This is a genomic window from Agromyces cerinus (genome assembly GCF_016907835.1).
In the GTDB taxonomy this organism is placed as follows: Bacteria; Actinomycetota; Actinomycetes; order Actinomycetales; family Microbacteriaceae; genus Agromyces; species Agromyces nitratus.
In genome coordinates this window covers 2,228,214-2,254,781 of sequence record NZ_JAFBCT010000001.1, presented here as the reverse complement: position 1 = coordinate 2,254,781, position 26,568 = coordinate 2,228,214, and the positions used below count along the sequence as shown (strand labels likewise).

The following is a 26,568-nucleotide window of genomic DNA, read 5'->3' as shown; positions in this document are numbered from 1 at the left end:
TTGCAGATCGGCGGGTCGTGCCCCCAGTATGGGGGCCATGATCCTCGCCGATGAGTTGCTGCGCGCCTACGACGACCAACTCCGCACCGACGCCGAGACGCCGAGCGCGATCGGGGTCGAGCGGCTCGGCCCGTTGCGCCTCGTGACCTTCGCGGGAGGCCGCGGATTCGTGACCTACCGCGACCTCGACGGTGCGACCGCGACCGAGATCGCCGGCCTCGTCGTCGGCGCGCTCGCCCACTTCACCGCCGATCCCGAGATCACGCGAGTGGAGTGGAAGACGCGCGGCCACGATGCCGCGCCCGGCCTGCACGGCACCCTCCTCGCCAACGACTTCGAGGCCGACGACGTCGAGTCGATCATGATCGGCGAGGCGAGTGCCCTCGTCGCCGAGGTGCCGCTTCCCGAGGGCGTGACCGTGCGACGTGTCACGGAGGAACCCGATGTCCGCGCCATGTGCCGCATGCAGGGCGAGGTGTTCGGCGACGTCTACTCCGAGGAGACGGCCGACGCGGTGCTCGCCCGCCTCGACCGTGGCGACGGCATGGAACTCTGGGTCGCCGAGGCCGACGGCCGCGTCGTCAGCGCAGGCCGGCTCGAACCGGTGCCGGGCACCGAGTTCGCGGGCATCTGGGGCGGTGCGACCCGTGAGGAATGGCGCGGACGCGGTGTCTACCGAGCGTTGACCGCGGCACGCGCGAAGTCGGCGATCGCCATGGGCAAGCGGCTCATCAACTCCGACTCCACGGAGTTCTCGCGGCCGATCCTCGAACGGTCGGGGCTCATCAGGGTCTCGACGACGACGCCGTACCGCTGGCGGCGCTGAACTCACAGCGCCCGCTGACTAGGGTTGACCGGTGACTGCAACACTCGTGGCCCAGGGCCTCGCCGGTGGCTACGCCCACCGCACACTCTTCGACGGCCTCGACCTCACGGTCGCCCCGGGCGATGTCGTCGGCATCGTCGGCGTCAACGGCGCAGGCAAGTCCACCCTGCTCCGCATCCTCGCGGGCGAGCTCGAACCGCAAGCCGGCACCGTGCACCTCTCGCCGGCCGACGCCTTCGTCGGCTGGCTGCCGCAGGAGCACGAACGGGTCGAGGGCGAGACCATCGCCGCCTACGTCGCGCGACGCACCGGTGCGGCCGAGGCATCCGCTCGTCTCGATGCCGCCGCGCTGGCGCTGGGGTCGACGGATGCTCCGGCGCCCGGCGCACCCGACCCCGCCGACGAGTACTCCGTGGCCCTCGAGCGGTGGCTCGCCTCCGGCGCCGCCGACCTCGACGAGCGGCTGCCCGCCGTGCTCGCCGAACTCGGGCTCAGCCTCGGCGGCGCCGATGCCCACCTCTCCGCCGACTCGATGATGACCTCGCTCTCGGGCGGTCAGGCCGCCCGGGTCGGACTCGCTGCCCTGCTCTGCTCCCGCTTCGACCTCGTGCTGCTCGACGAGCCCACGAACGACCTCGACCTCGATGGGCTCGAGCGGCTCGAGGCGTTCGTCCGAGGCATCCGCGGCGGCGTCGTGCTCGTGAGCCACGACCGCGAGTTCCTCGCCCGCTCGGTCACCCGGGTGCTCGAGCTCGACCTGGCCCAGCACTCGAACCGCATCTACGGCGGCGGCTACGACGCCTACCTCGACGAGCGAGCGACCGCACGGCGGCAGCAGCGCGACGACTACGAGGAGTTCGCGGCGAAGAAGGCCGACCTCGTCTCACGGGCACGCACCCAGCGCGAGTGGTCGAGCCAGGGCGTGCGCAACGCCATGAAGAAGTCGCCCGACAACGACAAGATCCGGCGCAAGGCCGCGACCGAGTCGAGCGAGAAGCAGGCGCAGAAGGTGCGGCAGATGGAGAGCCGCATCGCACGGCTCGACGAGGTCGAGGAGCCGCGCAAGGAATGGCAGCTCGAGTTCACGATCGGCCAGGCGCCGCGTTCGAGCTCGGTCGTCTCGACGCTCAACGAGGCCGTGGTGCGGCAGGGCGATTTCACGCTCGGTCCGGTCTCGCTGCAGGTGGATGCGGGGGAGCGCATCGGCATCACCGGGCCGAACGGCGCCGGCAAGTCGACATTGCTCGCCCTGCTGCTCGGACGGCGTGCGGCCGACGCGGGCACGGCGAGCCTCGGGGCATCCGTCGCCATCGGGGAGATCGACCAGGCCCGCACCCAGCTGACCGGGGAGGCGCCGCTCGCCGACGCGTTCGAGGCACTCGTGCCCGAGTACTCGGCGGGCGAGGTGCGCACGCTGCTCGCGAAATTCGGCCTGAGGGCCGACCACGTGCTTCGCCCCGTCGACGCACTGTCGCCGGGCGAGCGCACCCGGGCGGGGCTCGCGCTGCTGCAGGCGCGCGGGGTCAACGTGCTCGTGCTCGACGAGCCGACGAACCACCTCGACCTCGCTGCGATCGAGCAGCTCGAGGAGGCACTCGAATCGTACGAGGGCACCCTCCTGCTCGTCACGCACGACCGTCGCATGCTCGAGCACGTGCGTCTCGACCGCCGCTGGCATGTCGAGGCCGGTCAGGTCACCGACGACTGAGTGTCGGCTGCCGCTGCAAGACTCGAGAACGATGACGGACGAGACCCAGACACTGCAGGCGACTCAGCCGGCGATGGTGCCGACCCTGCAGACCGAACGATTGCTGCTCCGACCGCTCGCCCTCGACGACGTCGACGCGTACCACGCCGTGTACGGCGACGCCCGCACCTGGGAGCACCTGCCGAGCGGTCGTCACACGAGCCGTGACGAGTCGGAGCGGGCGATTCAGGCCTCGATCGACAGTCGCCGGGTCCACGGCTTCGCGCACTGCGCCGTGCTCCTCCGCGAGCCACTCGGCGAGCTGCCTGCGGGCGTCTTCCTCGGCTCGGCCGGGGCGAAGATGCTCGACTTCGAGGCGTGGAATCTCGGCTACCGCTTCGCACCTGAAGCCTGGGGCCGTGGGTTCGCGACCGAGGCCGCCGCGGTCGCGCTCGCCACGGCGCAGCAGACGCGGCCGGCCACTCCGGTCACCGCCCGGGTGCTCGGCAACAACGTCGGCTCGATCCGGGTGCTCGAGCGAATCGGGCTCGAGCTGCAATGGCGCGGCCGATCGGCGCACCGCGACGGCGGCGCCGACGCCCACCCGTCGACGCCCGGAGGCACCACCCACCTCGAGCGCGTGATCTACGCCGACCGCCGTCTCGACGACGACACCCTCGACGCGGTCATCGCACTCGGCTAGCGACTCGCGACGCGCGTCAGATCGCAGGCGGCGCGCCGTGTCGGCCGGTGCCTTCGGTCTCGGGGTCCTTGCCGACCGTGGTGTCGACGTCGGGATCGAGGGTGTCGGCCTTCTGCAGCCGGTCGTCGGCCTCGGAGTGCAGGTCGGCCGCATCGGCGCGGTGATCGGTGCTCTCGCGGGCGAGGCGGTCGGAATCGAGCCGGGCCTGGGCGACGGCCGCTTCGGCCTGCTTGGCATCAGCCTCCGCCATCGCGGCATCCGCTTCGCGCTGACGCGCTGCGGCCTCCGTCTCGGCTGCGCTCTGCCTCAGGTCGGCGGCGCGCCGTCGATCGGCCTCGATGCGGGCTTCGCGGCGCTGTCTTCCCGTCGCCATGACGATGATGACGACGACGATCGCGATGACGACGACGATGCCGATGATGATCCAGACGATGGTGCTCGTGTCCATGCTGATCCGCCTCCTCTGGTCGGGTCGCACCAGCCAACCGCGCTGAGGCCGTGTCGGCAACGCCTTGCGGAATCGCGCCTCGTGCGAGATGATCCCGCGCGGCCGTGGCCGGATAAGCTCGCGTCAGCTCACGAGAGGCGGATGAATGACCAGCGAGATTCAGCCGATAGCGATGCCCGGCTGGTACGTCGACCCCGAAGCTCCCGACCTTCTGCGATGGTGGGACGGAACGGCGTGGTCCGACACGGAGTTCCGAGGGATGCCCGCCGAGCCGAGCGCGCGAGCGGACACCGGTTCCGGCAACACGATGGCCCGCCGCGCACAGATCCTGTTCTTCTGGGCGCTCGGGGTCGGCGTCGTGTTCTGGATCCTCCCGATCGGTCTGACGCTCGTTCCGAGCCCGGAGCTCCAGACGATCGGCGTCCTGCTCATGTGGGTGGGCTTCCTGCCGGTGGTCGTGCTGTCGATCCTCGCCATCGTGTTCGGGTTCATCGGGTTGGGTCGTGTGCGGGCACTGGGCGGCCGGCGGTCGGCGCTCACGGGCCTCATCGGGGGTGGTTGCGTGCTGGCTGGGCCTCCGATCCTCGCCGTCGGCGCACTCGTCACCGCCGTGATCGTGAACGCGCTCCGTTCGATCTGACGTCGACCTCTCGTTCGAGCAGCCCGTCGAGCAGTCGCGACAGCACGGCGAGTCCGTCGGGGGAGAGCACCGACTCGAGGTGGCCCTGCACCGACGCCACGCGAGGCCCGCGGAGCGCATGCACCACGCCCGTCGCGGCGTCCGCTGCCACCTCGAGGTCGAGGTTCGGCGTGGTCGAGCCATCGGGGGCCGTCGCGCTGAAGGTGTTGTAGAAGCCGATCGCCGACGACTGCCCGAAGACGTCGACGTCGAGCTGCACGCCCTGCCGCGGCGCCGGCAGCGGCGCGATCGGCAGCCCGGCGAGCATCGCCAGCACCTGATGGCTGAGGCACACGGCGAGCACCGGCGCACCGCTCGCGAGGCGCTCGATCATGAGCTCGCGCAAGCGGGCGACGCGAGGGTCGGTTCCGTTGCGCGGGTCGCCGGGCCCGGGGCCGAAGACGACCAGGTCGTCGGATGCCGCGGGCACGGCCTCGCTCCACGGCACGACCCGTGCATCGACACCGAGGTGGCGCAACTGGTGGGCGAGCATCGTCGTGAAGTCGTCGCCGGCGTCGATGACGAGCGCCGTCGCACCTCGAGCGTGATGTGCGGCCTGCGGGGTGCTCCAGAACGGCGCGAGGTGGTCGTTGCGCGAATCGAGGAGGGTGGCGATGCGGACGTTCTCGCGGTGCCCGCTCCCGCCGGCCGACGCGGAAGCCGCGTCCGGAACGACCCGCGGTTCGCCGGTCGTGCCCGCGCGCGGGATCGCCCCGAGCGCGGTCAGCACCCCCGCGGCCTTCGCATGGGTCTCGGCGACCTCGCCGTCGGGATCGGAATGCCGCACGAGTGTCGCCCCGACCGGCACCCGCACCCCGCCATCGGCGTCGACGTAGGCGGTGCGGATGAGGATGGGCGCGTCGAGGTCGTAGCCGCCGGTGGTCGGTGTGAAGCGCGCCAGCACGCCTGCGTAGTAGCCGCGAGCGGTCGACTCGTGGCGTGCGATCACGGTGCAGGCGTTGCCCATCGGCGAGCCCGTCACGGTCGGCGCGAACATCGTGAGGCGCAGCACCTCGCGGGGGTCGAGGTCGCTGCGTCCCTCGAGGAGGTACTCGGTGTGCGTGAGCCGCGACATCCGCTTCAGGAAGGGGCCTCGGATGCGCCCGCCGTCGGGGCAGACCGCGCTCATCATCTTGAGCTCCTCGTCGACGACCATCACGAGCTCCTCGCGCTCCTTCACGTCATCGAGGAACGCGACCAGCTCATCGTCGGCGGGCGGCCCGGCGAGGTGACGGAAGGTGCCGCTGATCGGGTTCATCGAGACGACCCCGTCGATCGACGACACGTGCCGCTCGGGCGTCGCGCCGACGGCCGAGAGGCCGGGCGTGTGCACCGCGAACGTCCAGTACGCGCCGGCCTCATGCTCGAGCAGCGCGCGCAACCAGCCGAGCACTGCACGCGCGGCGGACGCCTCGATGCGCCCCGTGAACTCGCGGCGGATCACGAAGTTCGCGCCTTCGCCGCGCCCGATCTCCTCGTCGATCACCCGGCGCACGCGGTCGGCGTACTCGGCATCGCTCACGTCGACGGCGAGGTCGTCGACGGCGATCGGATGCTCCGGCAGCAGGCCGATCGCCTCGTCGAGGTCGATCGTCTCCCGTTCACGCACGATGAGACAGCGCAGCGGCGCCCCATCGTCGTGGGCGACGAAGCCGCGCTCGCGCACCTGGCGGAACGGCACGAGCGCGAGCACCTCCGCGCCGTCGAGGGGGATGTCGGCGAGGTGCTCGACGTCGACGACGTCACCGACGAGCACGTCGATCGTCGGCTCGTGCTCCCGTCGCACGACGGCGAAGGGCGCGGGATCGGCGGTGGCGAGCAGGGCGGCGAGGAGTCGCGTCATGGGATTCTCCGGTCGGGCCCTCGGACGCCGCCCTCCGCATACGCGAAAACGACCGCCCTCGGGCGGTCGTCAGGTCGTCGAAACGAATGGCCGCCTAGGAGGCGGGCCACCAGTTCTGGTTCGACGAGGTCATGTCGAGGACTCTAGCATCAGCACCCCTCGACAGCAGCGCCGATACGATTCGAGTGATGCCGACCGAGACTGAGACTGAGATCGTGACCCGCCTGCGGGCGGCCGGATGCGTGTTCGCCGAAGACGAAGCGGCGCTGCTGCTCGAGACGGGCGCCGCCGACGGCGAGCTCGAGGTGCTCGTCGAGCGCCGGGTCGCCGGCGAACCCCTCGAGCAGGTGCTCGGCTGGGCCGAATTCGCGGGCCTGCGCATCCGGGTGCTGCCCGGTGTCTTCGTGCCGCGACGCCGCACCGAGTTCCTCGCCGCCGAGGCGGCGCGCCTCGCGACGGTCGCGGGTCGAGCCCGCCTCCCCGTCGTCGTCGACCTCTGCTGCGGAGCCGGCGCCATCGGTGCGGCGATCGCGGATGCCGCAGGGCCGCTGCAGCTCGTCGCGGCCGACCTCGACCCCGTCGCGGTGCAGGCGGCGCGCCTGAACCTCGAACCGATCGGCGGACTCGTCTGCGAGGGCGACCTCTACGACGCGCTGCCCGCAGTACTCCGCGGCCGCATCGACGTGCTCGCCGTCAACGCCCCCTACGTGCCGAGCGACGCGATCGCCATGATGCCGCCCGAGGCGCGCGACCACGAGGCGCGCTTGGCGCTCGACGGCGGGGGAGACGGGCTCGACGTGCATCGCCGCGTCGCGGCATCCGCTCGCTCCTGGCTCGCCCCCGGCGGTGCGCTGCTGATCGAGACGAGTGTGCGGCAGGCGCCCGTCGCCGTGGCGTTCTTCGAGGCGGGCGGGCTCGACGCCCGGATCCTGCACGACGACGACGCCGACGCGACGGTGGTCGTCGGAGTGCGCGGCGCCGATCGCGCATAGGGCGTCTGGCTCGGCGTCCGACCCGGCCACAGCTCGGCCGGCCTTCAGTCGCCGGCTCGCGCCGCCGCCAGCAGCTCGGCCACCTGGGCATCGGTGGTCTGTGCGAAGTCGAGGTAGTGCATGCCGACGGCCATGAAGCCGCGCGGCACCGAGAGGCAGACGATCTCGTCGATCGCGGGGTCGGCGGCGAGCGAGCCCAGCGAGTCGGATGGGCCGACGGGAATCGCGAGCACCACTCGCGAGGCCCCGCGTGCCTTCGCGACGACGGCGGCGACGCGCGCGGTGGCACCCGTCGCGACGCCGTCGTCGACGATCACCGCGGTGCGTCCCTCGAGCAAGACCGGCGGCGCACCGCCGCGGAAGCGGGCGACGCGCGCCTCGAGCTCGGCGCGCTCGACCCGTTCGATGTCGCGGAGCTCCCCGGGTGAGACGTAGACCGAGTCGACGATGTCGTCGTTCAGCACGCGGGCGCCCTGCTCGCCGATCGCGCCCATCGCGACCTCGGGCTGCCCGGGCACCCCGAGCTTGCGCACGACGAGCACGTCGAGCGGTGCGCCGAGCGCCGCGGCGACCGGTGCCGCGACGGGCACGCCGCCACGCGGGAGGCCGAGCACCACCGGCCTGCCGAGGTCGACGCCCTCGAGTGCCGCGGCGAGCCGCCGACCGGCGTCGGCCCGATTCGTGAAGTGCTCCATGTCGTGCGCCCATCGAGCCGTTCGACGGTCGTCGATCACGACCGTTCGGCTCCCTTCAATGCTCCCACCACGGACCCGCCCGGCCAAGGGATCGACGCCGGGTGCCTGGCCGACGACATCGCCGGAACTCCGGGCCGAATGCGAGTGAAGTTCGCGTCTTGCAACTCGTCGCTTACACTGAACCAAATCCCTCCCCATCTGGGGAACCCGAACTGAGGATTCGACGAGGCCCCCACTCGTCGGCTTGGAGTGTCCGTGGGACGTCACAGTGAAGCGGCAACGGCGAAGAAGCCGGGCCGCAAACTCATCCTGTCCATCATCGGTGCAGTCGTCGTCGTCGGAGTCGTGTCATCAGGCGTCTTCGTCTGGGTCGGCGGCTACCTGAACCCCCTGTTCGCGTCGGCCGACTCCGGCTGCGCCGAGACCGAGCGACTCGCCATCGTCGCCGACACGTCGATCGCGCCCGCGCTCGCCGACATCGCCGAGAAGTTCGACGCGAAGTCCGACCTCTGCGTGTCGACCGAGATCACCGCGCAGGACTCGGCCGACACCGCTGCGGTGGTCGCCTCCGGCGGTGCCGAGGCCGACGCCTGGATCCCCGAGGCGACCGTGTGGGTCGACCGCATGAACGCGACCGCCACCTCGCTCGGCCAGTCGGCGCCCGAGATCGATGTTCGCGAGTCCGTCGCCTCGTCGCCGGTCGTGTTCGCCGGCGCCACGACGAAGGCCACCGAACTGGCGGCCGAACCGGTGAGCTGGGCACGGGTGCTCGGCGGCACGCTGCCGACGATCCTGCCCGACCCCGAGGCATCCGCTGCGAGCCTCGCCGGACTGCTCGCTCTCCGCGGCCACTCCTCGCCCGACGACCCGCGACAGTTCGCCGGCGCCATGATCGAGCTCAGCAAGACCATCCCCGCCTCGACGAGTGCCGCGTTCGGCTCCGTCACCGCCTCGCATGAGCCCGCCGTCGTCGTCACGAGCGAGGCGCAGGTCGCCGCCTACAACCTCGACGGCCCGGCCGAGGCCCTCGTCGCGGCCTATCCCGTCGACGGCACCGTCTCGCTCGACTACCCGTTGGTGCGCCTGTCGGCGCCCGACGAGCCGGCAGAGGCCGAGGCCGACGGCGATACCGCCTCCGAGGAGAAAGCGGGCGCTGCGACGCACGACGAACTGCTCGACGCCTTCGAGACCGCGGTCCGCAAGGCCACGAAGATCCTGGCCGCCAACGGCTTCCGAGCCCCCGACGGCTCGGGCAAGCTCGATGTCGCCGGTGTCGGGGCCGAGGCGCCTGCGGCGACGGCGGCACTCGACGGCGCCACGCAGCTCGAGATCCTGCGCGCGTGGTCGGTGCTGACCCTCCGCTCGCGCATGCTCGCCGTCATCGACGTGTCGGGCTCGATGGAGGAGCCCGCCGAGAACGGCTTGCGCCGCATCGACATCTTCCAGCAGGCCGCCGTCGGCGCGATGCAGAAGTTCTCGGGCGAGGTCGAACTCGGCGTCTGGGTCTTCTCCACGGCCCGCAACGGCGAGCTCGACTATGAGGACCTGTCGCCGATCGCGCCGCTCGCCGATGTCGCGCACACGCAGCAGATCGCCGGGATCATCCAATCGCTGCCCGACAGACTCGGCGGGGCTACCGGGCTCTACGACACCACCCTCGCGGCGGTCAAGCGCGTGCGTGAGTCGTACGACCCCGAGAAGGTCAACTCGGTGCTGCTGTTCACCGACGGCAAGAACGAGGACGAGAACGGCATCGATCTCGACACGCTGCTCGCCGAGCTCGCGAAGATCGACGACCCGTCGAAGCCGGTGCCCGTCATCATGATCGGGTTCGGCCCCGACACCGACCTCGCCGCGATGCAGCGCATCGCCCAGGCGACGAAGGGTGCGGCGTACTCGGCCTCGAAGCCCGAAGACCTCGGCACGGTGCTCGTCGACGCGCTCTCGCAGCGCAGCTGTCGCCCGAACTGCGGCTGACTCCGCGGCGAACGACGCGACGCACGACGAAGGGGGCCCGGCATGTGCCGGGCCCCCTTCGTCGTACGCGGTCGCGGTGCGGAGAGCGTCAGTGCGCCACCGGCGCGCCCTCCATCATGTCGGCGGGCTTGCGCACGAAGAACGCCCCGACGATCGCGAGGAGCGAGAGGATCGCTCCCACCATGAACGCCGACCGGATGCCCGACGCCGCAGCCGCCTCGGCCGTCGCACCCGCCGTGGTCGCGGTCAGCGACTGCGTCGCCATGATCGTCACGAAGAGCGCCGTGCCTGCGGCACCGGCCACCTGCTGCACGGTGCCGACGATCGCCGAGCCGTGCGAGTAGAACTTCGGGTCGACCGAGCCGAGCGCCGAGGTGAACAACGGGGTGAACATGAACGCGAGGCCCGCCGAGAGCACGACGTGGGCGACGAGCAGCAGCCACGGCGAGGTCGTGTCGGTCACGAGCGTGAGCGACCAGAGCACGCCGCTGACGACGAACGCGCCCGGTACGAGCAACGGCGTCGGCCCGAGCCGGTCGAAGAGACGGCCGACGGTCGGGCCGAGCAGGCCCATCGTGAGGCCGCCGGGCAGGAGCAGCAGCCCGGTCATGATCGGTTCGAGGTGCAGCACGTTCTGCAGGTAGATCGGCAGCAGGATGATCGTGCCGAACAGCGCCGCCATCATGATCGTCATGAGGCCGATCGAGATCGAGAAGTTGCGCGACAGGAACGTGCGGAGGTCGAGCAGCGCGCGGTCCTGCTTCTGCAGGATCAGCTGGCGCCAGATGAACGCGCCGATCGAGACCGCACCGACGGCGAACGCGATCCACATGGGTGCCGCGCCGAAGGTGCTGCCGGCGGTCTCGGCGCCGATCTGGCTGAGCCCGTAGACGAGGCCGCCGAAGCCGAAGGCCGACAGGACCACCGAGAACACGTCGATGGGGATCTTGCGGGGTTCGCTGACGTTCTCGACCCGGCGGATGCCGATGACGAGCATCGCGAGCGCGATCGGCAGCACGAGCCAGAACATGAACCGCCACGAGAGCGAGTTCAGGATGAGGCCCGAGATGGTCGGCCCGATCGCGGGGGCCACCGACATCACGATCGCGACGCGGCCCATGAGCCGGCCGCGGTCGCTCGGAGCGACCAGGGTCATGAGCGTGGTCATGAGCAGCGGCATCATGATGGCCGTGCCGCTCGCCTGCACGACGCGGCCGACGAGGAGCACCTCGAAGCCCGGGGCCATGGCCGCGATGAGCGTGCCCGTCGAGAAGAGGCTCATCGCCGCGATGAAGATCGGGCGGGTCGCGAATCGCTGCAGCAGGTAGCCGGTGATCGGGATGACGACGGCCATGGTCAGCATGAACGCGGTGGTCAGCCACTGCGCCTGGGAGATCGAGATGCCGAGGTCGACGACGAGGTGCGGGATCGCCACGCCCATGATCGTCTCGTTGAGGATGACGACGAAGGAGGCGGCGAGGAGGAGCCAGATCACCCGGTTGTTGCGGGCGCCGTGCAGCGCCTCGACATCGGAGTGCTCGTGCATGGTGGTGTCGCCCGCAGGGGAGACGACGGGGTCACGGAGTTCGGGAACGGCGCGTTCGGTCAAGGAAGATGCGTCCAATCGATGTCGGCGCAGAACTGCGCCGGGGAAAATGCGTCGAATACGTTGGTCAACCCGCGTCGGGTGACTCGCTATTCCCCGATTCCGACATCGATCGGAACGTATGGAACCGAGCGCTCGGAAAGCGCTACGGCCTGTTGGGAAACTCGGTCGTCGCGGGGCGGCTTACGGAGCCGGTGCCGGGCCGTCGGTGGGCGTGGGACGGGGGAGCCAGCCCTCGAGGAGCTGCTCTTCGGGAGCGAGCTCGTTCTCGATGCGGCGCTCGTTGGCCTTGTCAGCTGCAGATGTCGATTCGCTCATGTCGCCACGATACCGCGAACGGCCGACACGGCACGCGCGACGGATGCCGCGGCATCCGTCAGCTCTTCGGCCGTGGTCTCCGCGCCGAGCGTGAAGCGCACGGCCGTCTGCGCGAGGTCGGCGGGGAGCCCGATCGCCGTGAGCACGTGCGAGGGCTCGTCGCTGCCGGCCGCGCAGGCCGAGCCGCTCGAGCAGACGACGCCGTCGCGCTCGAGCTCGAGCAGCACGGCCTCGCCGCTCGTGCCGGGGAAGACGAAGGAGACCGTGCCGGGCAGGCGGTCCTCGGGGTCGCCGGTCGGCCGGGCCCCGGGAACGGTCGCAGCGATCGTCGCCGTGAACTCGGAGCCGAGCTCGGCGACGCGCGCCGCGGCATCCGCTCGTTCGGCCTCTGCGAGGCGCAGGGCCGTCGCGAAGGCGACCGCGCCCGCGACGTTCTCGGTGCCCGACCTGCGGCCGCGTTCCTGCCCGCCGCCGTGCAGCACCGGTTCGAGCGGCAGGCGTCCGCGCACGACGAGGGCGCCCGTGCCCTTCGGCGCCCCGACCTTGTGACCGGCGAGCGAGAGGGCGTCGACGCCGAGTGCATCGAGCGAGAGGGGGAGCCAGCCGGCCGCCTGCACGGCGTCGGTGTGCATGAGCGCCCCGGCGGCGTGCGCGACGGCGGCGAGCTCGGCGATCGGCTGCACCGTGCCGATCTCGTTGTTCGCGAGCTGCACCGAGACGAGCGCGGTGTCGGGCCGGACGACCCGGGCGAGCGCCTCGGGCGTGACTCGTCCGCCCGCGTCGACCGCGACCTCGGAGACCTCGAAGCCGTGCACCCGGGCGAGGTATGCCGCGGATTCGAGCACGGCCTCGTGTTCGATCGGCGAGACCACGAGGTGCCGCCCGCGCGGGTTCGCGAGGGCGAGGCCCTTCACCGCGAGGTTATCGGCCTCGGTGCCGCCGCTCGTGAAGACGACGTCGCCGGGCCGGCAGCCGACGACCGCGGCGACGGTCGCGCGGGCGGCGGCGAGGGCACGGGACGCCTCGTCGCCGAGTGCGTGGTGGCTCGACGGGTTGCCGAAGGAGCCCGAGAGGTACGGCCACATCGCCTCGAGCACCTCGCGGCGTACGGGCGTCGTGGCCGCGTGATCGAGGAAGATCACGTCGTCACCGCGACATCGAGGCCGAGATCGAGCGAGCGCACCGAGTGGGTGAGCGCCCCGACCGAGATCACGTCGACGCCGGTCGAGGCGATCTCGCGCACCGTCTCGAGCGAGACGCCGCCCGATGCCTCGACGATCGCACGCCCCGCGATGAGCGCGACGCCCGCCCTCAGGCCGTCGGGCGTGAAGTTGTCGAGCATGACGGTGTCGGCCCCGCCCGCGAGCACGGCCTCGACCTGGTCGAGCCGGTCGACCTCGACCTCGAGGTGGGCCGTGTGCGGCATCCGGTCGCGCGCCGCCCGGAGCGCGGTCGCGAGGTCGTGTCCTCCCGCCGTGAGCACGGCGAGGTGGTTGTCCTTCGCCATGACCGCGTCGGAGAGCGAGCGCCGGTGGTTGCGGCCGCCGCCGTCGCGCACGGACTGGCGTTCGAGGCTGCGCAGCCCCGGCGTCGTCTTGCGGGTGTCGACGATGCGCGCACGGGTGCCGTCGGTCTCCGCCACGTACCGGGCGGTGAGCGTCGCGATCCCAGACATGCGCTGCACGAGGTTCAGCCCGACGCGCTCGGCGCGCAGGATGCCGCGTGCCGGACCGCTGACCCGGGCGAGCACCGCACCGGCCTCGAACGGCTCGCCGTCGGCGGCGAGCTGCTCGACGACCACCGCGGGGTCGACGAGTCGGAACGCCGCGGCGAACACCTCGATGCCGCTGAGCACGCCCGCCTCGCGCGCCATGAGTTCGGCGGTGGCGGTGGCGGTGGCGGGGATCAGCACCTCGGAGGTCAGATCGCCCCACGGGGCGTCCTCGTCGAGCGCTGCGCCGACGATGCGGTCGACCTCTCGTGCGTCGGTCATCAGGCGGCCTCTCGTTCGAGCGGGGTGGGGAGGTGGGCAACGACGAGGTTCGGGTCATCCGTGCGGAAGTGCGCGCCGCAGCTCGCTCGGCGAGCACGTGCCGCCGCGACGGTGAGCCGCGCCAGGTCGAGCAGGTTGCGATCCTCGGCGCTGCGGCGGTCGACGGGCTCGAGTGCGCGCCACGCATCGAGCCGAGCGGATGCCGCCGCCAGCCCCTCCTCGTCGCGTTCGAGCCCCACGTGGCTCCACATGAGGGCCTGCAACTCGTCGCGATCGACGGGGACGCCGTGCACGACTGCAGCAGTGTCGGGCGATCCGGCGGCCTCGTCGTCGGCGATGAGGACCTGCCGTACCGGCGCTTCCGAAGCGGTGATCGCCCGCACCGTGCGGTCGGCGAACACGGCCGCTTCGAGCAGGGAGTTCGACGCGAGCCGATTCGCCCCGTGCACGCCCGTGCGGGCGACCTCGCCGACGGCGAAGAGGCCGGGCAGGCTCGTGCGCCCGTCGAGGTCGGTCGCGACGCCGCCCATGGCGTAGTGCGCGGCGGGGGTCACCGGAATCGGCTCCCGGGCCCAGTCGAAGCCGGCTGCACGCGCGACGGTGTCGAGGCCGGGGAAGCGCCGGGCGAGCTCGGCCCTGCCGAGCGAGGTGGCGTCGAGCAGCACGGGGGCACCGCCCTGCTCGAGCGAGCGCCGCCAGACGGCACGCGCGACGACGTCGCGGGGGGCGAGCTCGCCGCGCGGGTCGAGGTCGAGCAGGAAGCGGCGGCCGCCGGCATCGAGCAGCACGGCGCCCTCGCCGCGCACGGCCTCCGAGATGAGCGGGGTGCCGGGGGCTGCCAGCGCGGTCGGGTGGAACTGGGTGAACTCGAGGTCGGCGACCCGTGCACCCGCGCGCCATGCGGCGGCCACGCCGTCGCCGGTCGCGACCGCCGGGTTCGTCGTATGGCGGAAGAGGCATCCGCTGCCGCCGGTGGCCAGCACGACCGCGTCGGCGCGGCGCTCGACGACGGCTCCGGATGGCCCGAGCAGCCGTGCCCCGACCACGTGCCCGGTCTCGACGACGAGGTCGACGAGCATCGTCTGCTCGTCGATCGCCACGGCGCGGCGCCGCACGGTGGCGACGAGGGCGTGCTCGATCGCCGCGCCGGTGGCGTCGCCGCCGGCGTGCAGGATGCGTGCGCGTGAGTGTGCGGCCTCGAGGCCGCGCTCGAGGCCCGACTCGCCGCGATCGAATGCGACCCCGAAGCGGATCAGGTCGCGCACCCGATCGGGGCCCTCGTCGACGAGCACGCGCACGGCAACGGGATCGGCGAGTCCGGCGCCCGCCTCGATCGTGTCGGCGAAGTGGCGTTCGGTCGAGTCGTCGGGGAAGAGGGCCGCGGCGATGCCGCCCTGCGCATAGCGGGTGTTGCCCTCTGCGAGCTCCGCCTTCGTGACGAGCTCGACGGTGTGCCCGGCATCGGTGGCCTTCACCGCGGCCCAGAGCCCGGCGATGCCGCCGCCGATCACGAGCACGCGCGCCATGTCAGGCTCCCGCGACCGGCTGCGGGGCCGCTGCCGGCGGCTTCGCCGCCAGCATCCGCTCGAGGGCGACGCGTGCAGGCTCCGCCACGTCATCGGCCACCGTGATGCGGTTGACGACGCGACCCGCGACGAGCTCCTCGAGCACCCAGGCGAGGTAGCCGGGGTGGATGCGGTACATCGTCGAGCACGGGCACACGACGGGGTCGAGGCAGAAGATCTCGTGCTGCGGGTACTCGGCCGCGAGGCGCTGCACGAGGTTGATCTCGGTGCCGATCGCGAAGGTCGAGCCGGCGGGGGCGGCCTGGATCGCCTTCACGATGAAGTCGGTCGAGCCCGCGGCATCCGCTGCGTCGACGACCGGCATGGGGCACTCTGGGTGCACGATGACCTGCACGCCGGGGTGGTCGATGCGCGCCTGCGCGATCTGGTCGACCGTGAACCGGCGGTGCACCGAGCAGAAGCCGTGCCAGAGGATGACGCGGGCGTCGCCCAGCTCGCCCACCGTGCTGCCGCCGAGCGCCTTGCGCGGGTTCCACATCGGCATCTGCTCGAGCGGCACGCCCATGGCCTTCGCGGTGTTGCGACCGAGGTGCTGGTCGGGGAAGAAGAGCACCCGCTGCCCGCGCTCGAACGCCCACTCCAGCACGGTCTTCGCGTTCGAGGAGGTGCAGACGATGCCGCCGTGCCGGCCGACGAAGCCCTTGAGCGCGGCCGACGAGTTCATGTAGGTGACCGGGATGACCGGCACCCTGCCGTCGGCATCGGTCGCCGTGAGGTCGCCGTAGACCGACTCGAGCTGCTCCCAGCACTCCTCGACCGAGCTCTCATCGGCCATGTCGGCCATCGAGCAGCCCGCGGCGAGGTTCGGCAGGATCACGGCCTGCTCGGGCGTCGAGAGCAGGTCGGCCGTCTCGGCCATGAAGTGCACGCCGCAGAAGACGATGGCCTCGGCGTCGGGCCGGGTGAGCGCGGCGTTCGCGAGCTGGAACGAGTCGCCCACGAAGTCGGCGTGCTCGATGACCTCGTCGCGCTGGTAGAAGTGGCCGAGCACGACCGCGCGGTCGCCGAGCGTCGCCTTCGCGGCACGGATGCGCGCGTGGAGCTCGTCGGCGGAGGCCGTGCGGTACGACTCGGGCAGCGCACCCTGCCGCGGCGAGCCCGTGGGGATCACGTCGCCCATCGAGGAGCCGGGGCCGTACGCGACGGGGCCCGCGTCGAACTCCCACGGCCCCTTCGCGAGCTCGGGCGAGCACGACTCGCCGGCGGCGGCTCCGGCCGTGATGAGCCGGATGGTGCGGTCGACGGATGCCGCGGCGCGCGTGTCATCGGTCTGCAGGTCGTCGATGGAGATGGTCATGATGCCGGTCGCTCCTTCAGCGCTTCGGTTCGCGCGGTCGGTTCGGTGGTCGCCGCGAGGGCGGTGGGGTCGTAGCGGTAGAGCTTCGGAGGCCGGTTCCGTGCGCCGGCCAGGCGCTCGCCGGTCTCGCGCAGTCGGCCCGAGGCGAGCATCGTGCGGCGGAAGTTCGCGGGGTCGAGCGGGCGCTGCAGCACGGCTTCGACGACCTCGCGGAGTTCGGCGAGGGTGAAGGTCTCGCCGAGGAACGCGTGCGCGATCCAGGCGTACTCGACCTTGGTGCGCAGGCGCCAGAGCGCGTACTCGATGATGCGGTTGTGGTCGAACGCGAGCCCGGGCAGCGTGTCGGCAGGCACCCAGCGCACGTTCGGCCCCGCCGTGGCACGTGCCGCCTCGTCGCTCTGCACGAGCGCCCAGTAGACGACCGAGACGACGCGGGCCCCGGGGGAGCGGTCGACCTCGCCGAAGGTGTAGAGCTGCTCGAGGTAGGTGGGAGCGAGGCCGGTCGTCAGTCGCAGGGTGCGAGCGGCCGCGGCCTCGAGCTCCTCGGCGGGCGGCAGCCAGCCGCCGGGCAGGGCCCAGAGCCCGAGTTGGGGCTCACGCGTGCGACGCACGAGCGGGGTCCAGAGCACTGGGCGACCGGAGCGATCGGGGCGCAGGGCGAAGATCACCGTCGAGACCGCGAGGCGTGTCGACAGATCGCCCTGGGATTCGGTCTGGTGCGGCATCCGGCGCCTCCGCTCTTCTGGTCAAGCTGACTCGAACTCGGTCGGACGTCAGCTTACAGTCAATCTGACCAGAACGTGAATCCACTCGGCGCAGATCACAGCCGACGCCCAGCCGACACCGAACCGCGCCGCTGCTAGGATCGGAGCACAATCTCATACCGGGCCATCGACGCGTCGCGGGAGAGCCGGTCAGCACCAACGAACAGCGCCCAGACCGGCACCGAAGGAGCAAGCCTCCCCGCCAATCTCTCAGGTCACTACACCGCGATGACGAGGCCGCTCTGAAAAGTGGATTCCGCGATGGCTCGCGGCCTCCCGCCCACGGTGAAAGCGCGAGACCGCGTGAAACTCTCAGGCTCATGACAGAGGGGGAGTTCCCACACGGTGCCGCTTCCGCGACCGTGACAACGCCGGCGAGCGCCGGCACGTCTGGAGAACTCTCGTGACCAACGAACCCGGTACCACCAGCCTCGAGTCGTCGAGCACCGAACGGCTGAGCCCGCTCGACGCCGTGCACCGCGCAGCGGGCGCGAGCTTCACCGACTTCGCGGGCTGGCAGATGCCCGTGCGCTACTCCAGCGACCTCGCCGAGCACCACGCCGTGCGCACCGCAGCGGGTCTCTTCGACCTCTCGCACATGGGCGAGATCGTGCTCATCGGACCCCAGGCTGCCGCCGCGCTCGACCACGCGCTCGCCGGCAAGCTCTCGGCCATCGAGATCGGCCAGGCCAAGTACTCCCTGCTGCTCGCCGAAGACGGCGGCATCATCGACGACCTCGTCGTCTACCGCACGGGCGACGACCGCTACATGGTCGTCGCGAACGCCTCGAACGCGGCCGTCGTCGCCGACGAGCTGCGCGCCCGCGCCTCCGGCTTCGACACGATCGTCTCCGACGAGAGCGACGACGTCGCGCTCATCGCCCTGCAGGGTCCAGACGCGCGCGCGGTGCTGCTCGAGACACCGGGCTTCGGCGTCGACGGGCCGGGCAACGACGAGGAGGACTTCGACGCGAAGCTCGAAGCGCTCAAGTACTACCGCGCCTTCCCGGCGACCTTCGAGGGCGAGCCCGTGCTCGTCGCGCGCACCGGGTACACCGGCGAAGACGGGTTCGAGCTCTACCTCGCGCCCGAGCGCGCAGCCGGCCTGTGGCAGGCGCTCGCCGAGACCGGTGGCCCCCGCGTGACGCCCTGCGGTCTCGCGAGCCGCGACACGCTGCGCCTCGAGGCGGGCATGCCCCTCTACGGTCACGAGCTGAGCCGCGACATCCTGCCCGTGCAGGCCGGCCTCGGCCGTGTGGTCGCACTCGCCAAGCCCGACGACTTCGTCGGTCGCGCCGCCATCGAGCAGGGCCCCGCAACGGATGCCCCGGTGCTCGTCGGCCTCGCAGCCGAAGGCCGCCGCGCAGCTCGCGCCGACTACGAGGTCTACGACGGCGATGGCGCCGACGCGACCCGCATCGGCGTCATCACGAGCGGCGCACTCTCGCCGACGCTCGGCCACCCGATCGCCATGGCCCTCGTGGCACCGGACGCCGCCGAGCCTGGCCGCGAGCTCTTCGTCGACGTGCGGGGCACGCGCGTCGCGGCATCCGTCGTCGCACTGCCGTTCTACAAGCGCACCGCCTGACCTCGAGTCGCCCGACTCTGCACGGATTCGGGCGGCTCGGCAACCAACCCACTGCAAGGAGCACCCCATGACCGACCAGACCGCACTGCACTACACCGAAGAGCACGAGTGGATCGCCATCGACGGCGACGTCGCGACGATCGGCATCACCGACTACGCCGCCGACAAGCTCGGCGACGTCGTCTTCGTCGAACTGCCCGCGGCCGGCACGACCGTGACCGAGGGCACCGTCGTCGGCGAGATCGAGTCGACGAAGTCGGTCGGCGAGCTGTTCGCCCCCGTCAGCGGCGAGGTCGTCGAGGCCAACCAGACCGTCGTCGACTCGCCCGAGCTCGTCAACAGCGACCCGTTCGGCGAGGGCTGGCTCATCAAGGTGAACGCCTCGAGCCTGCCGAAGTTCCTCACCCACGCCGAGTACCGCGCACTGGTCGGAGAGTAAGCACCCGCATGAGCACCCCCGCCTCCTCAGCATTCGACCTCGACGCCTTCGGGCGCCGCCACATCGGCACCAGCCCGAGCGACCACGGACTCATGCTCGCCGAGCTCGGCTACGACTCACTCGACGCCCTCATGGCCGCCGCGGTGCCCACGTCGATCCGCATGGGGGAGGTGCTGAACTCGGCGATCCCCGCCGCAGCCACCGAGCGCGAGGCGCTCGCCGAGCTCGCGGCGCTCGCCGAGCAGAACACCGTGCGCACCTCGATGATCGGCCTCGGGTACTTCGGCACGGTCACGCCGTCGGTCATCCAGCGCAACGTGCTCGAGAACCCGAGCTGGTACACGGCCTACACGCCCTACCAGCCCGAGATCTCACAGGGCCGGCTCGAGGCGCTCATCAACTTCCAGACGATGGTCACCGACCTCACGGGCCTCGACACCGCCAACGCGTCGATGCTCGACGAGGGCACCGCGGTCGTCGAGGGCATGCTGCTCGCGCGCCGCGCCTCGAAGTCGACCTCGAACCGCTTCGTCGTCGACGCCGACGTGCTGCCGCAGACCCTCGCGCTGCTCGAGTCGCGCTCCGAGGCCGTCGGCATCGAGCTCGTCGTCGCAGACCTCGTCGAGGGCACGGATGTCGCCGCCTTCGGCGAGCACTTCGGTCTCTTCGTGCAGTACCCGGGCGCATCGGGTCGCGTGTGGAACCCGGCATCCGTCATCGCCGCCTCGAAGGCGCAGGGCGCCCTCGTCGTCGTGGCCGCCGACCTGCTGGCCCTCGCACTCATCACGAGCCCGGGCGAGCTCGGCGCCGACGTCGCCGTCGGCACCTCGCAGCGCTTCGGCGTGCCCATGGGCTTCGGCGGACCGCACGCCGGCTACATGGCCGTACGCACGGGCCTCGAGCGCCAGCTGCCGGGCCGCCTCGTCGGCGTCTCGAAGGATGCCGTGGGCGCGCCCGCGTACCGCCTGACCCTGCAGGCCCGCGAGCAGCACATCCGCCGCGAGAAGGCGACCTCGAACATCTGCACCGCGCAGGTGCTGCTCGCCGTCATGGCGTCGATGTACGCGGTGTACCACGGCCCCCGCGGCATCCGTCACATCGCGGTCTCGACGGCCGCGAAGGCGACCGCGCTCGCCGAGGTGCTCACCGGCTACGGGCTCACCCTCGCGCACGACACCTACTTCGACACCATCAGGGTGCACGTGCCCGGCCTCGCCGGCAACATCGTCGAGCGCGCCCGCACCCTCGGCGTGAACGTGTGGGAGGCCGATGAGGCCACCGTGCACATCGCCGTCGACGAGACCACGACCGAGGCCGAGCTCTCGCTCGTCGCCCAGGCGTTCGGGCTGCCCGAGCGCACCGAGGTCCCGGTCGAGACCTCGACCCTGCCGGCCGTCGCGAGCGGTGAACTCCGTCGCACGAGCGGCTACCTCGAGCACCCGGTCTTCAACACGCACCACTCCGAGACGCAGATGATGCGCTACCTGAAGACCCTCGCCGACCGCGACTACGCGCTCGACCGCGGCATGATCCCGCTCGGCTCGTGCACCATGAAGCTCAACGCCGCCACCGAGATGCAGTCGGTCACGTGGCCCGAGTTCGCGAACCTGCACCCCTTCGCGCCCGAGGCCGACGTCGTCGGCACCCTCGGCCTCATCGAGCAGCTCGAGACCTGGCTCGCCGAGGTCACCGGGTACGACACGGTGTCGCTGCAGCCGAACGCGGGCAGCCAGGGCGAGCTCGCCGGCCTCCTCGCGATCCGCGGGTACCACCACGCCAACGGCGAGACCGAGCGCACCGTGTGCCTCATCCCCTCGAGCGCGCACGGCACCAACGCGGCATCCGCAGTGCTCGCCGGCATGCGCGTCGTGGTCGTGGCGACCGACGAGCTCGGCAACGTCGACCTCGACGACCTGCGCGCGAAGATCGCCGAGCACGCTGCGAGCCTCGCGGCCCTCATGATCACCTACCCGTCGACGCACGGCGTCTACGAGCACGAGGTGAAGACCATCACGCAGGCCGTGCACGACGCCGGCGGCCAGGTGTACGTCGACGGTGCGAACCTCAACGCCCTGCTCGGCTTCGCCCGCTTCGGCGACTTCGGCGGCGACGTGTCGCACCTGAACCTGCACAAGACGTTCTGCATCCCGCACGGCGGCGGCGGCCCCGGCGTCGGCCCGGTCGCGGCGAAGGCGCACCTCGCGCCGTACCTGCCCGGCCACCCGATGGCCCAGCGCGCCGACCACTCGGGCGGCGTCACCCACGACGGCGGCCCCGTCTCGGCGGCTCCGTACGGCAGCCCGTCGATCCTGCCGATCTCGTGGGCCTATGTGCGCATGATGGGCTCCGAGGGCCTGAAGCAGGCGACCGCCTCGGCGGTGCTCGCCGCGAACTTCGTGGCCTCGCGCCTGCGCGAGCACTACCCCGTGCTCTACACCGGCGACAACGGACTCGTCGCGCACGAGTGCATCCTCGACCTGCGCCCCCTCACGGCGACGACGGGCGTGACCGTCGACGACGTGGCCAAGCGCCTCGTCGACTACGGCTTCCACGCCCCGACGATGTCGTTCCCGGTCGCGGGCACGCTCATGATCGAGCCGACCGAGTCGGAGGACCTGGCCGAGCTCGAGCGCTTCGTCGAGGCCATGGTCGCGATCAAGGCCGAGGCCGACGCCGTCGCCGCGGGCGAGTGGCCCGCCGACGACAACCCGCTCGTGAATGCGCCGCACACCGCGGAGTCGGTCATCGCCGGGGAGTGGACCCACGCCTACACCCGCGAGCAGGCCGTCTACCCGGTGCACTCGCTCGTGCGCGGCAAGTACTGGGTGCCGGTGCGCCGCATCGACCAGGCGTTCGGCGACCGCAACCTCGTGTGCGCCTGCCCGCCGGTCGAGGCGTTCGCGTAACGAGTTCCGGAGTCGGTCAGCTCAGGAGCCCGCCCCAGACGGCGCGGGCTCCTGAGTCGCCGATCAGCACGAGCAGCACGGCCGTGCCGACGCCGACGATGACGGATGCCACGGCGAGCCCGATGCGCACCGCCCGCGCCGCGACGGGCGAACCCCGGCGCATCCGCTCGTCACCGAAGCGGAACCACGCCCACTGGGCTGCAGCGACGACGAAGAGCGCGATCGCCCAGGGCAGCAGCATCTCGCCGAACTGCTGATGCCGCGCGACGGCGGGGACCGGCCCGATGCGTTCGGCGAGCGACTGCCCGGCCGCGACGGTGATCGGCACGAGCACGAGCACGAGGGCCGCGCCGAGCGCGGTCACGATGCCGAGCCGGCGGCGGGCCGCGGGCCAGAACGCGCCGAGCAGCAGGGCGAGTACCGTGAGCGGTGTGAGCACGACCACCGCGTGCACGATGAGCGGGTGCAATGGCAGCCCCGCGATCTGGAGGACGTCCTCCGAGGCGACCGGTGCGAGATTCGTGGGATCCATGCCGTGAACACGACGCAGACGCCGCCCGGGTTCACCCTCGCCGCGAATGAACGATTCGGAGCGCCCTCTCGTTCTCTCGTCAGAGAACAGGAGGTGATGGATGCCGCTCGATGACGACAGCCGACTCGTCGCGCTCTACGACGCGCACGGGCCGTCGGTGTGGAGGTACGTGGTGCACCTCACCGGTGATGCCGCCGGCGCCGACGACATCGTGCAGGAGACCCTGCTCCGTGCGTGGCGGAGCCCCCGGATCATGGCCCAGGAGCCGGAGACGACGCGGTCGTGGATGATCACGGTCGCCCGGAACCTCGTGATCGACGAGGCGCGGAGCGCGCGTCGTCGGCACGAGATCGGCGTCGCCGAGACGCCGGAGCGCGCGGAGCACGACGCGACCGATGCGCTGTTCGAGAGCCTGCTCGTCGAGGAGGCGCTGGTGACGTTGAGCATGGAGCATCGGGCGGTGATCGTGCATGCCTACTACGGCGGATGCAGCGTGGCCGAGGTCGCCCGGCGACTCGGCATCCCCGAGGGTACGGTGAAGTCCCGACTGCACTACGGGCTTCGGGCCCTGCGGCTCGCGCTGCAGGAGAAGGGAGTGACGCGATGAACCCGGAACACGCGCGCTTCGCGGACTGGGACTCGGCCTACGTGCTCGGCGCGCTCTCGCCGGTCGAGCGGGGCGAGTACGAGCAGCACCTCGAGTCGTGCGAGCTCTGCCGTCGATCCGTCGCCGAGCTCGCCCCGATGCCGGGACTCCTCGCGCGGCTGTCCTCCGAACGCGCCGAGGCCCTCCTCGGCGAGCCCGACACCGTCCCCGCCCCGAAACCCCGCGACGACCTCCTCGACGTGGTGCGGTTGGAGGACCGTCGGCGGCGTCGCCGCCGCACCCGGACCTGGTGGATCGCCTCCGCGGCGGCGGCCGTGGTCGTCATCGTCGCGATCGCCGTGCCCCTCGCGGCCATGCGACCCTCCGTGCCCTCCGAATCGGTCGCCTTCGAGTCGGTCGCCGAGGTGCCGCTCTCGGCCACCGCGACGCTCACGCAGGTCGCATGGGGCACGAGGATCGAGCTCGACTGCCGATACGCCGACGCCGAGGCATCCGATGCCCCGGCCGGAGGCTGGCCGTACGCGCTCGTCGTCGTCGGTCGAGACGGCGTGCGCACCGACGTGTCGAGCTGGCGGGCGAGTCCCGGATCCGCGGCCCGGCTGTCGGCGGGCGCCGCCCTCGACCTCGACGAGATCGCATCGCTCGAGATCCGGGCGATGGGCAGCGGCGACGTGCTCATGCGGATCGACGTCGACTGAGCGGCGAGGTGATGGACCGCGGTTCTCGGTCGGATTGAACCATCCGGTGCTGCGTCTCGTGCTTCTGGAGAGGCCGCGACCGCGGCCGCGAGTACGAGAGAAGGACGACGCATGAAGCTGCGCATCGCAACAGGATTGGCCGTCATGGGCCTCATCGTGGCACTGGCCGGTTGCTCGGCCCCTACCGCGGAGGAGCCCTCGGACGGCGCGGGCACCTCGGCCGAGACCGAGTCGCCCGACATGGGCGCAGAGGCGTCTGGGGCGGTGCTCACCACCGCCGACTCGGAACTCGGCGAGATCGTCGTCGACGGCGAGGGTATGACGGTCTACATGTTCGACAACGACGCCCAGGGAGCCGACGCCAGCAGCTGCGAAGGCGAATGCGCGACCAACTGGCCCGCGGTGACGACCGAGTCGGATGCCCCGGAGGTCGAAGGCGTGACCGGTGAGATCGGCACCATCACGGGCGTCGACGGTTCGACGCAGGTGACGCTGAACGGCTGGCCGCTCTACTACTTCGCGGGCGACGGCGCCTCGGGCGACACGAACGGCCAGGGCGTGAACGACGTGTGGTGGGTGCTCACCCCTGCAGGGGAGAAGATCGGCGGCTGACGGCAGTCTCGACTACGCGGGGCGCGGTGCCGCATGTCGGCCCCGCTCCGTGTAGTCGCGCTGTGCGGGAGCAGCCGCGGGGGAGCGAGCGGGGCCGGGCGCGGCGACCGTGACGAGGGCGCTGCGCCGCGCTGCCACGCGCTCGTGCGCTGCTGCGATCTCTGCCTCGGTCGCGCGGAAGCGGCGGTCGGAGGCGCGGGCTGCGAGGTGGCCCGCGGCGAATGCTGCGGTGAGTGACATGATTCCGTTCCGTCCCTGGTGTCCGGCGGTGGCGGCCGGCGCCCTCGTGACGAGGGGTGCCTCCATGCTCGCGAGCCTCGCGGTTCGAGGGATCAGGGCGACCCCGAGGGGCTCACCCGGGAGTACACTGAGGTTCTCTCGAAATGACCCGCGGGTTCTGTCGGAGGGCCCGGGTTCTCTCGAAGCAGAGGGGGCATGATGTCCGTCGATCTCATCACGGTGCTCACGACCGTCGGGTTCGTGGGGCTGCTCGTCGGCACTTCGGTGCTCGCGGGCCGCGGTCTCGGTCTCGAGCAGCGAGCAGGCCTCCTCCAGCGACGCGATCCGGCCACCGCCGAAGCGCTGCGCAGGGCCCAGTCGATCACCGACTTCGCAAGCGGCAGCGTCTTCGGCGACGAGGGCTTCTACTCGCCCGTCTGCTCGCCGTCTCGACGCAGCGGGCTCGACCTGGCGCGCGTGCGGGGCACGGACTCCGACCTCAGGGTCGAGGCCGCCGAGGAGGCGCTGCCCCCGATGCCGACGACGGTCGTCGCGCTCGGACGAAGCGAGCACGTGCCGAGGACGACCCGCACGCGGCATCCGGTTCGCGCGGATCAGCCCGTGCGAACCGCTCAGCCGGCAGAGACGGCGAAGAACTCCGGCCACCAGCCGAGCGCGAGCGGATAGCCGACGAACGATACGACGTCGAGGATCCAGTGCGCGATGACGAGCGGCATCGTGCGCCCCCAGCGCTGGTAGCACCAGCCGAAGACGACGCCCATCGCGACATTGCCGAAGAACGGCCCGAAGCCCTGGTAGAGGTGGTAGGTGCCGCGCAGCACGGCGCTCGAGAGGATCGTCGCCCACGGACCGACGCCGAGCTCCCTGAACCGCGTGAAGAGGTAGCCGACGACGATGACCTCCTCGGTCAGCGCCGCTTCGAGCGCCCGGAACACGAGGATCGGCACCGTCCACCACAGCCAGTCGGCCGGTGACGCCTCGACAGCGACAGTGATGCCTCCGGCGCGGCCGAGCGCGTAGAGCGCGAGCCCCGGCACGCCGATGGCGAGCACCAGCAGCACACCGGATGCCGCGTCGCGACCCGGTCTCGTCAGGTCGAGGCCGATGCGGCGGAACGGGTTCGTGCCGGGAGCCCAGAGCAGGTAGAGCACGAGCGCGACGGCGAAGAGCCCGAAGAAGACATCGAGGAACTGGTACGTGAAATCGAGCCATTCACGGGGCGCACGAGAGGGGTTCAGCGCGACCGACTGCTCGCCGAGCGGCGTCTCCGCGGTGACCTTCGCGATGATCGAGACGATCGAGTAGACAGCGGATGCCCCGAGCGAGAGTCCGAGCACGATGACGACCTCGAGCCGCAGCCGCCGTGCAGAAGACATGCGGCAATCATCGCATGAGCGGCTCAGACGCAACATTCGTGCGGATTCACGCCGGAATCCGCCGAGGTGTGTGTCGCTAGGTTGCGCGTCGGTAACGGTTTGCCCTTCTGGTTTGCTTACCGGAGGTGAGGTTCATAGTCTCGATCTACCAGCGCT

Annotated in this window: 26 protein-coding genes and 1 riboswitch; of the genes, 13 read left to right on the top strand and 13 right to left on the bottom strand. The window is 71.4% G+C overall.

Features of this window, described 5'->3' with window-relative positions; all coding sequences use genetic code 11:
• Positions 1 to 37: 37 nt before the first annotated feature.
• The 3 genes from JOE59_RS10390 to JOE59_RS10380 are packed head-to-tail and all read left to right on the top strand — an operon-like array spanning position 38 to position 3,216.
• Positions 38 to 826 carry a GNAT family N-acetyltransferase gene (locus tag JOE59_RS10390; protein WP_204460316.1) on the top strand — a complete coding sequence of 263 codons (789 nt, stop codon included), beginning with the start codon at positions 38 to 40 and terminating at the stop codon, positions 824 to 826.
• Between the two features lie 31 nt (positions 827 to 857).
• Positions 858 to 2,534, top strand: a complete 1,677-nt coding sequence (locus JOE59_RS18980) for an ABC-F family ATP-binding cassette domain-containing protein (RefSeq protein ID WP_204460314.1) — start codon at positions 858 to 860, stop codon at positions 2,532 to 2,534.
• A 31-nt stretch (positions 2,535 to 2,565) separates the two neighbouring features.
• On the top strand, positions 2,566 to 3,216 hold the full coding sequence (locus tag JOE59_RS10380) for a GNAT family N-acetyltransferase (protein WP_204460313.1): 651 nt from the start codon (positions 2,566 to 2,568) through the stop codon (positions 3,214 to 3,216).
• Positions 3,217 to 3,232: 16 nt separating this feature from the next.
• Here the strand turns inward: JOE59_RS10380 and JOE59_RS10375 are convergent, their stop codons facing one another.
• A complete protein-coding gene (locus JOE59_RS10375; protein WP_204460312.1) occupies positions 3,233 to 3,664 on the bottom strand; it encodes a hypothetical protein in 432 nt (143 codons plus the stop codon).
• Between the two features lie 145 nt (positions 3,665 to 3,809).
• Here JOE59_RS10375 and JOE59_RS10370 point away from each other — a divergent pair, with 145 nt between their 5' ends.
• On the top strand, positions 3,810 to 4,304 hold the full coding sequence (locus tag JOE59_RS10370) for a DUF2510 domain-containing protein (RefSeq protein ID WP_204460311.1): 495 nt from the start codon (positions 3,810 to 3,812) through the stop codon (positions 4,302 to 4,304).
• Here JOE59_RS10370 and JOE59_RS10365 read toward each other — a convergent pair.
• Complete coding sequence (locus JOE59_RS10365) at positions 4,267 to 6,186, bottom strand: anthranilate synthase family protein (RefSeq protein WP_204460310.1); 1,920 nt, start codon at positions 6,184 to 6,186, stop codon at positions 4,267 to 4,269. The genes JOE59_RS10370 and JOE59_RS10365 overlap by 38 nt on opposite strands.
• Before the next feature lie 188 nt (positions 6,187 to 6,374).
• On the opposite strand from JOE59_RS10365, the gene JOE59_RS10360 reads away from it, so the two are divergent.
• The gene (locus JOE59_RS10360) at positions 6,375 to 7,178 is read left to right on the top strand and encodes a putative protein N(5)-glutamine methyltransferase (RefSeq protein ID WP_204460309.1); all 804 of its coding nucleotides are present in this window, start codon (positions 6,375 to 6,377) and stop codon (positions 7,176 to 7,178) included.
• Between the two features lie 44 nt (positions 7,179 to 7,222).
• On the opposite strand, the gene JOE59_RS10355 is transcribed toward JOE59_RS10360, so the two are convergent.
• A complete protein-coding gene (locus JOE59_RS10355) occupies positions 7,223 to 7,873 on the bottom strand; it encodes a phosphoribosyltransferase (protein ID WP_204460307.1) in 651 nt (216 codons plus the stop codon).
• Between the two features lie 255 nt (positions 7,874 to 8,128).
• On the opposite strand from JOE59_RS10355, the gene JOE59_RS19105 reads away from it, so the two are divergent.
• Entirely contained in the window at positions 8,129 to 9,850 is a 1,722-nt protein-coding gene (locus JOE59_RS19105; RefSeq protein ID WP_204460305.1) for a VWA domain-containing protein, read from the top strand.
• A gap of 88 nt (positions 9,851 to 9,938) precedes the next feature.
• On the opposite strand, the gene JOE59_RS10345 is transcribed toward JOE59_RS19105, so the two are convergent.
• From JOE59_RS10345 to JOE59_RS10320, 7 genes are all read right to left on the bottom strand, one after another.
• Complete coding sequence (locus JOE59_RS10345) at positions 9,939 to 11,396, bottom strand: DHA2 family efflux MFS transporter permease subunit (protein ID WP_204463353.1); 1,458 nt, start codon at positions 11,394 to 11,396, stop codon at positions 9,939 to 9,941.
• A 243-nt stretch (positions 11,397 to 11,639) separates the two neighbouring features.
• Positions 11,640 to 11,774 carry a hypothetical protein gene (locus tag JOE59_RS18975; protein WP_275581162.1) on the bottom strand — a complete coding sequence of 45 codons (135 nt, stop codon included), beginning with the start codon at positions 11,772 to 11,774 and terminating at the stop codon, positions 11,640 to 11,642.
• Positions 11,771 to 12,916 (bottom strand): cysteine desulfurase family protein, encoded by a 1,146-nt coding sequence (locus JOE59_RS10340; RefSeq protein WP_204460302.1) that lies wholly within the window; start codon positions 12,914 to 12,916, stop codon positions 11,771 to 11,773. The genes JOE59_RS18975 and JOE59_RS10340 overlap by 4 nt, the downstream gene beginning before the upstream one ends.
• Positions 12,913 to 13,767: a carboxylating nicotinate-nucleotide diphosphorylase gene (gene nadC, locus JOE59_RS10335; protein WP_204460299.1), complete on the bottom strand. Its 855-nt coding sequence runs from the start codon at positions 13,765 to 13,767 to the stop codon at positions 12,913 to 12,915. Before nadC ends, JOE59_RS10340 begins: the two co-directional genes overlap by 4 nt.
• Entirely contained in the window at positions 13,767 to 15,293 is a 1,527-nt protein-coding gene (nadB, locus tag JOE59_RS10330) for an L-aspartate oxidase (RefSeq protein ID WP_204460297.1), read from the bottom strand. The genes nadC and nadB overlap by 1 nt, the downstream gene beginning before the upstream one ends.
• 1 nt (position 15,294) lies before the next feature.
• Positions 15,295 to 16,650, bottom strand: a complete 1,356-nt coding sequence (gene nadA, locus JOE59_RS10325) for a quinolinate synthase NadA (RefSeq protein ID WP_204460295.1) — start codon at positions 16,648 to 16,650, stop codon at positions 15,295 to 15,297.
• Entirely contained in the window at positions 16,647 to 17,375 is a 729-nt protein-coding gene (locus tag JOE59_RS10320) for an NUDIX hydrolase (RefSeq protein WP_204460292.1), read from the bottom strand. The genes nadA and JOE59_RS10320 overlap by 4 nt, the downstream gene beginning before the upstream one ends.
• A 167-nt stretch (positions 17,376 to 17,542) precedes the next feature.
• A riboswitch (glycine riboswitch) is annotated at positions 17,543 to 17,650 on the top strand.
• Between the two features lie 167 nt (positions 17,651 to 17,817).
• Between JOE59_RS10320 and gcvT the strand changes: the two genes are divergently transcribed.
• The 3 genes from gcvT (at position 17,818) to gcvP (ending at position 22,347) form a co-directional block, all read left to right on the top strand.
• Positions 17,818 to 19,002 carry a glycine cleavage system aminomethyltransferase GcvT gene (gene gcvT / locus JOE59_RS10315; protein WP_204460290.1) on the top strand — a complete coding sequence of 395 codons (1,185 nt, stop codon included), beginning with the start codon at positions 17,818 to 17,820 and terminating at the stop codon, positions 19,000 to 19,002.
• Between the two features lie 67 nt (positions 19,003 to 19,069).
• Complete coding sequence (gcvH, locus tag JOE59_RS10310; protein ID WP_204460289.1) at positions 19,070 to 19,441, top strand: glycine cleavage system protein GcvH; 372 nt, start codon at positions 19,070 to 19,072, stop codon at positions 19,439 to 19,441.
• An 8-nt stretch (positions 19,442 to 19,449) separates the two neighbouring features.
• Entirely contained in the window at positions 19,450 to 22,347 is a 2,898-nt protein-coding gene (gene gcvP / locus JOE59_RS10305; protein ID WP_204460288.1) for an aminomethyl-transferring glycine dehydrogenase, read from the top strand.
• A 16-nt stretch (positions 22,348 to 22,363) separates the two neighbouring features.
• On the opposite strand, the gene JOE59_RS10300 is transcribed toward gcvP, so the two are convergent.
• Positions 22,364 to 22,879: a DUF2231 domain-containing protein gene (locus tag JOE59_RS10300; RefSeq protein WP_204460287.1), complete on the bottom strand. Its 516-nt coding sequence runs from the start codon at positions 22,877 to 22,879 to the stop codon at positions 22,364 to 22,366.
• 100 nt (positions 22,880 to 22,979) lie between these two features.
• Here JOE59_RS10300 and JOE59_RS10295 point away from each other — a divergent pair, with 100 nt between their 5' ends.
• The 3 genes from JOE59_RS10295 to JOE59_RS10285 all read left to right on the top strand — a co-directional run bounded on the left by JOE59_RS10295 (position 22,980) and on the right by JOE59_RS10285 (position 24,796).
• Positions 22,980 to 23,486 (top strand): sigma-70 family RNA polymerase sigma factor, encoded by a 507-nt coding sequence (locus JOE59_RS10295; protein WP_204460286.1) that lies wholly within the window; start codon positions 22,980 to 22,982, stop codon positions 23,484 to 23,486.
• Positions 23,483 to 24,184, top strand: a complete 702-nt coding sequence (locus JOE59_RS10290; RefSeq protein ID WP_204460284.1) for an anti-sigma factor family protein — start codon at positions 23,483 to 23,485, stop codon at positions 24,182 to 24,184. The genes JOE59_RS10295 and JOE59_RS10290 overlap by 4 nt, the downstream gene beginning before the upstream one ends.
• 111 nt (positions 24,185 to 24,295) lie before the next feature.
• Positions 24,296 to 24,796, top strand: a complete 501-nt coding sequence (locus JOE59_RS10285) for a COG4315 family predicted lipoprotein (RefSeq protein WP_204460283.1) — start codon at positions 24,296 to 24,298, stop codon at positions 24,794 to 24,796.
• 12 nt (positions 24,797 to 24,808) lie between these two features.
• Here JOE59_RS10285 and JOE59_RS10280 read toward each other — a convergent pair whose 3' ends face one another.
• Entirely contained in the window at positions 24,809 to 25,036 is a 228-nt protein-coding gene (locus tag JOE59_RS10280; RefSeq protein ID WP_204460281.1) for a hypothetical protein, read from the bottom strand.
• Between the two features lie 195 nt (positions 25,037 to 25,231).
• Between JOE59_RS10280 and JOE59_RS10275 the strand changes: the two genes are divergently transcribed.
• Complete coding sequence (locus tag JOE59_RS10275) at positions 25,232 to 25,702, top strand: hypothetical protein (protein ID WP_204460280.1); 471 nt, start codon at positions 25,232 to 25,234, stop codon at positions 25,700 to 25,702.
• On the opposite strand, the gene JOE59_RS10270 is transcribed toward JOE59_RS10275, so the two are convergent.
• Positions 25,648 to 26,412 carry a CPBP family intramembrane glutamic endopeptidase gene (locus JOE59_RS10270; RefSeq protein WP_204460279.1) on the bottom strand — a complete coding sequence of 255 codons (765 nt, stop codon included), beginning with the start codon at positions 26,410 to 26,412 and terminating at the stop codon, positions 25,648 to 25,650. The two genes, JOE59_RS10275 and JOE59_RS10270, sit on opposite strands and share 55 nt — an antisense overlap.
• Between the last annotated feature and the right edge of the window lie 156 nt (positions 26,413 to 26,568).

Excerpts from the sequence above, each read along its gene's own strand:
- JOE59_RS10320 (WP_204460292.1), bottom strand. The coding sequence starts at position 17,375 with ATGCCGCACCAGACCGAATCCCAGGGCGATCTGTCGACACGCCTCGCG.
- JOE59_RS10270 (WP_204460279.1), bottom strand. The coding sequence starts at position 26,412 with ATGTCTTCTGCACGGCGGCTGCGGCTCGAGGTCGTCATCGTGCTCGGA.
- JOE59_RS10365 (WP_204460310.1), bottom strand. The coding sequence starts at position 6,186 with ATGACGCGACTCCTCGCCGCCCTGCTCGCCACCGCCGATCCCGCGCCC.
- JOE59_RS10345 (WP_204463353.1), bottom strand. The coding sequence starts at position 11,396 with ATGCACGAGCACTCCGATGTCGAGGCGCTGCACGGCGCCCGCAACAAC.
- JOE59_RS10295 (WP_204460286.1), top strand. The coding sequence starts at position 22,980 with ATGCCGCTCGATGACGACAGCCGACTCGTCGCGCTCTACGACGCGCAC.
- JOE59_RS10360 (WP_204460309.1), top strand. The coding sequence starts at position 6,375 with ATGCCGACCGAGACTGAGACTGAGATCGTGACCCGCCTGCGGGCGGCC.
- JOE59_RS10390 (WP_204460316.1), top strand. The coding sequence starts at position 38 with ATGATCCTCGCCGATGAGTTGCTGCGCGCCTACGACGACCAACTCCGC.
- JOE59_RS10300 (WP_204460287.1), bottom strand. The coding sequence starts at position 22,879 with ATGGATCCCACGAATCTCGCACCGGTCGCCTCGGAGGACGTCCTCCAG.
- JOE59_RS10370 (WP_204460311.1), top strand. The coding sequence starts at position 3,810 with ATGACCAGCGAGATTCAGCCGATAGCGATGCCCGGCTGGTACGTCGAC.
- JOE59_RS10275 (WP_204460280.1), top strand. The coding sequence starts at position 25,232 with ATGATGTCCGTCGATCTCATCACGGTGCTCACGACCGTCGGGTTCGTG.
- JOE59_RS10355 (WP_204460307.1), bottom strand. The coding sequence starts at position 7,873 with ATGGAGCACTTCACGAATCGGGCCGACGCCGGTCGGCGGCTCGCCGCG.
- JOE59_RS10375 (WP_204460312.1), bottom strand. The coding sequence starts at position 3,664 with ATGGACACGAGCACCATCGTCTGGATCATCATCGGCATCGTCGTCGTC.
- JOE59_RS10285 (WP_204460283.1), top strand. The coding sequence starts at position 24,296 with ATGAAGCTGCGCATCGCAACAGGATTGGCCGTCATGGGCCTCATCGTG.
- JOE59_RS18975 (WP_275581162.1), bottom strand. The coding sequence starts at position 11,774 with ATGAGCGAATCGACATCTGCAGCTGACAAGGCCAACGAGCGCCGCATC.
- JOE59_RS10280 (WP_204460281.1), bottom strand. The coding sequence starts at position 25,036 with ATGTCACTCACCGCAGCATTCGCCGCGGGCCACCTCGCAGCCCGCGCC.
- JOE59_RS10290 (WP_204460284.1), top strand. The coding sequence starts at position 23,483 with ATGAACCCGGAACACGCGCGCTTCGCGGACTGGGACTCGGCCTACGTG.
- JOE59_RS10380 (WP_204460313.1), top strand. The coding sequence starts at position 2,566 with ATGACGGACGAGACCCAGACACTGCAGGCGACTCAGCCGGCGATGGTG.
- gcvH (WP_204460289.1), top strand. The coding sequence starts at position 19,070 with ATGACCGACCAGACCGCACTGCACTACACCGAAGAGCACGAGTGGATC.
- nadC (WP_204460299.1), bottom strand. The coding sequence starts at position 13,767 with ATGACCGACGCACGAGAGGTCGACCGCATCGTCGGCGCAGCGCTCGAC.
- nadB (WP_204460297.1), bottom strand. The coding sequence starts at position 15,293 with ATGGCGCGCGTGCTCGTGATCGGCGGCGGCATCGCCGGGCTCTGGGCC.
- nadA (WP_204460295.1), bottom strand. The coding sequence starts at position 16,650 with ATGACCATCTCCATCGACGACCTGCAGACCGATGACACGCGCGCCGCG.
- gcvP (WP_204460288.1), top strand. The coding sequence starts at position 19,450 with ATGAGCACCCCCGCCTCCTCAGCATTCGACCTCGACGCCTTCGGGCGC.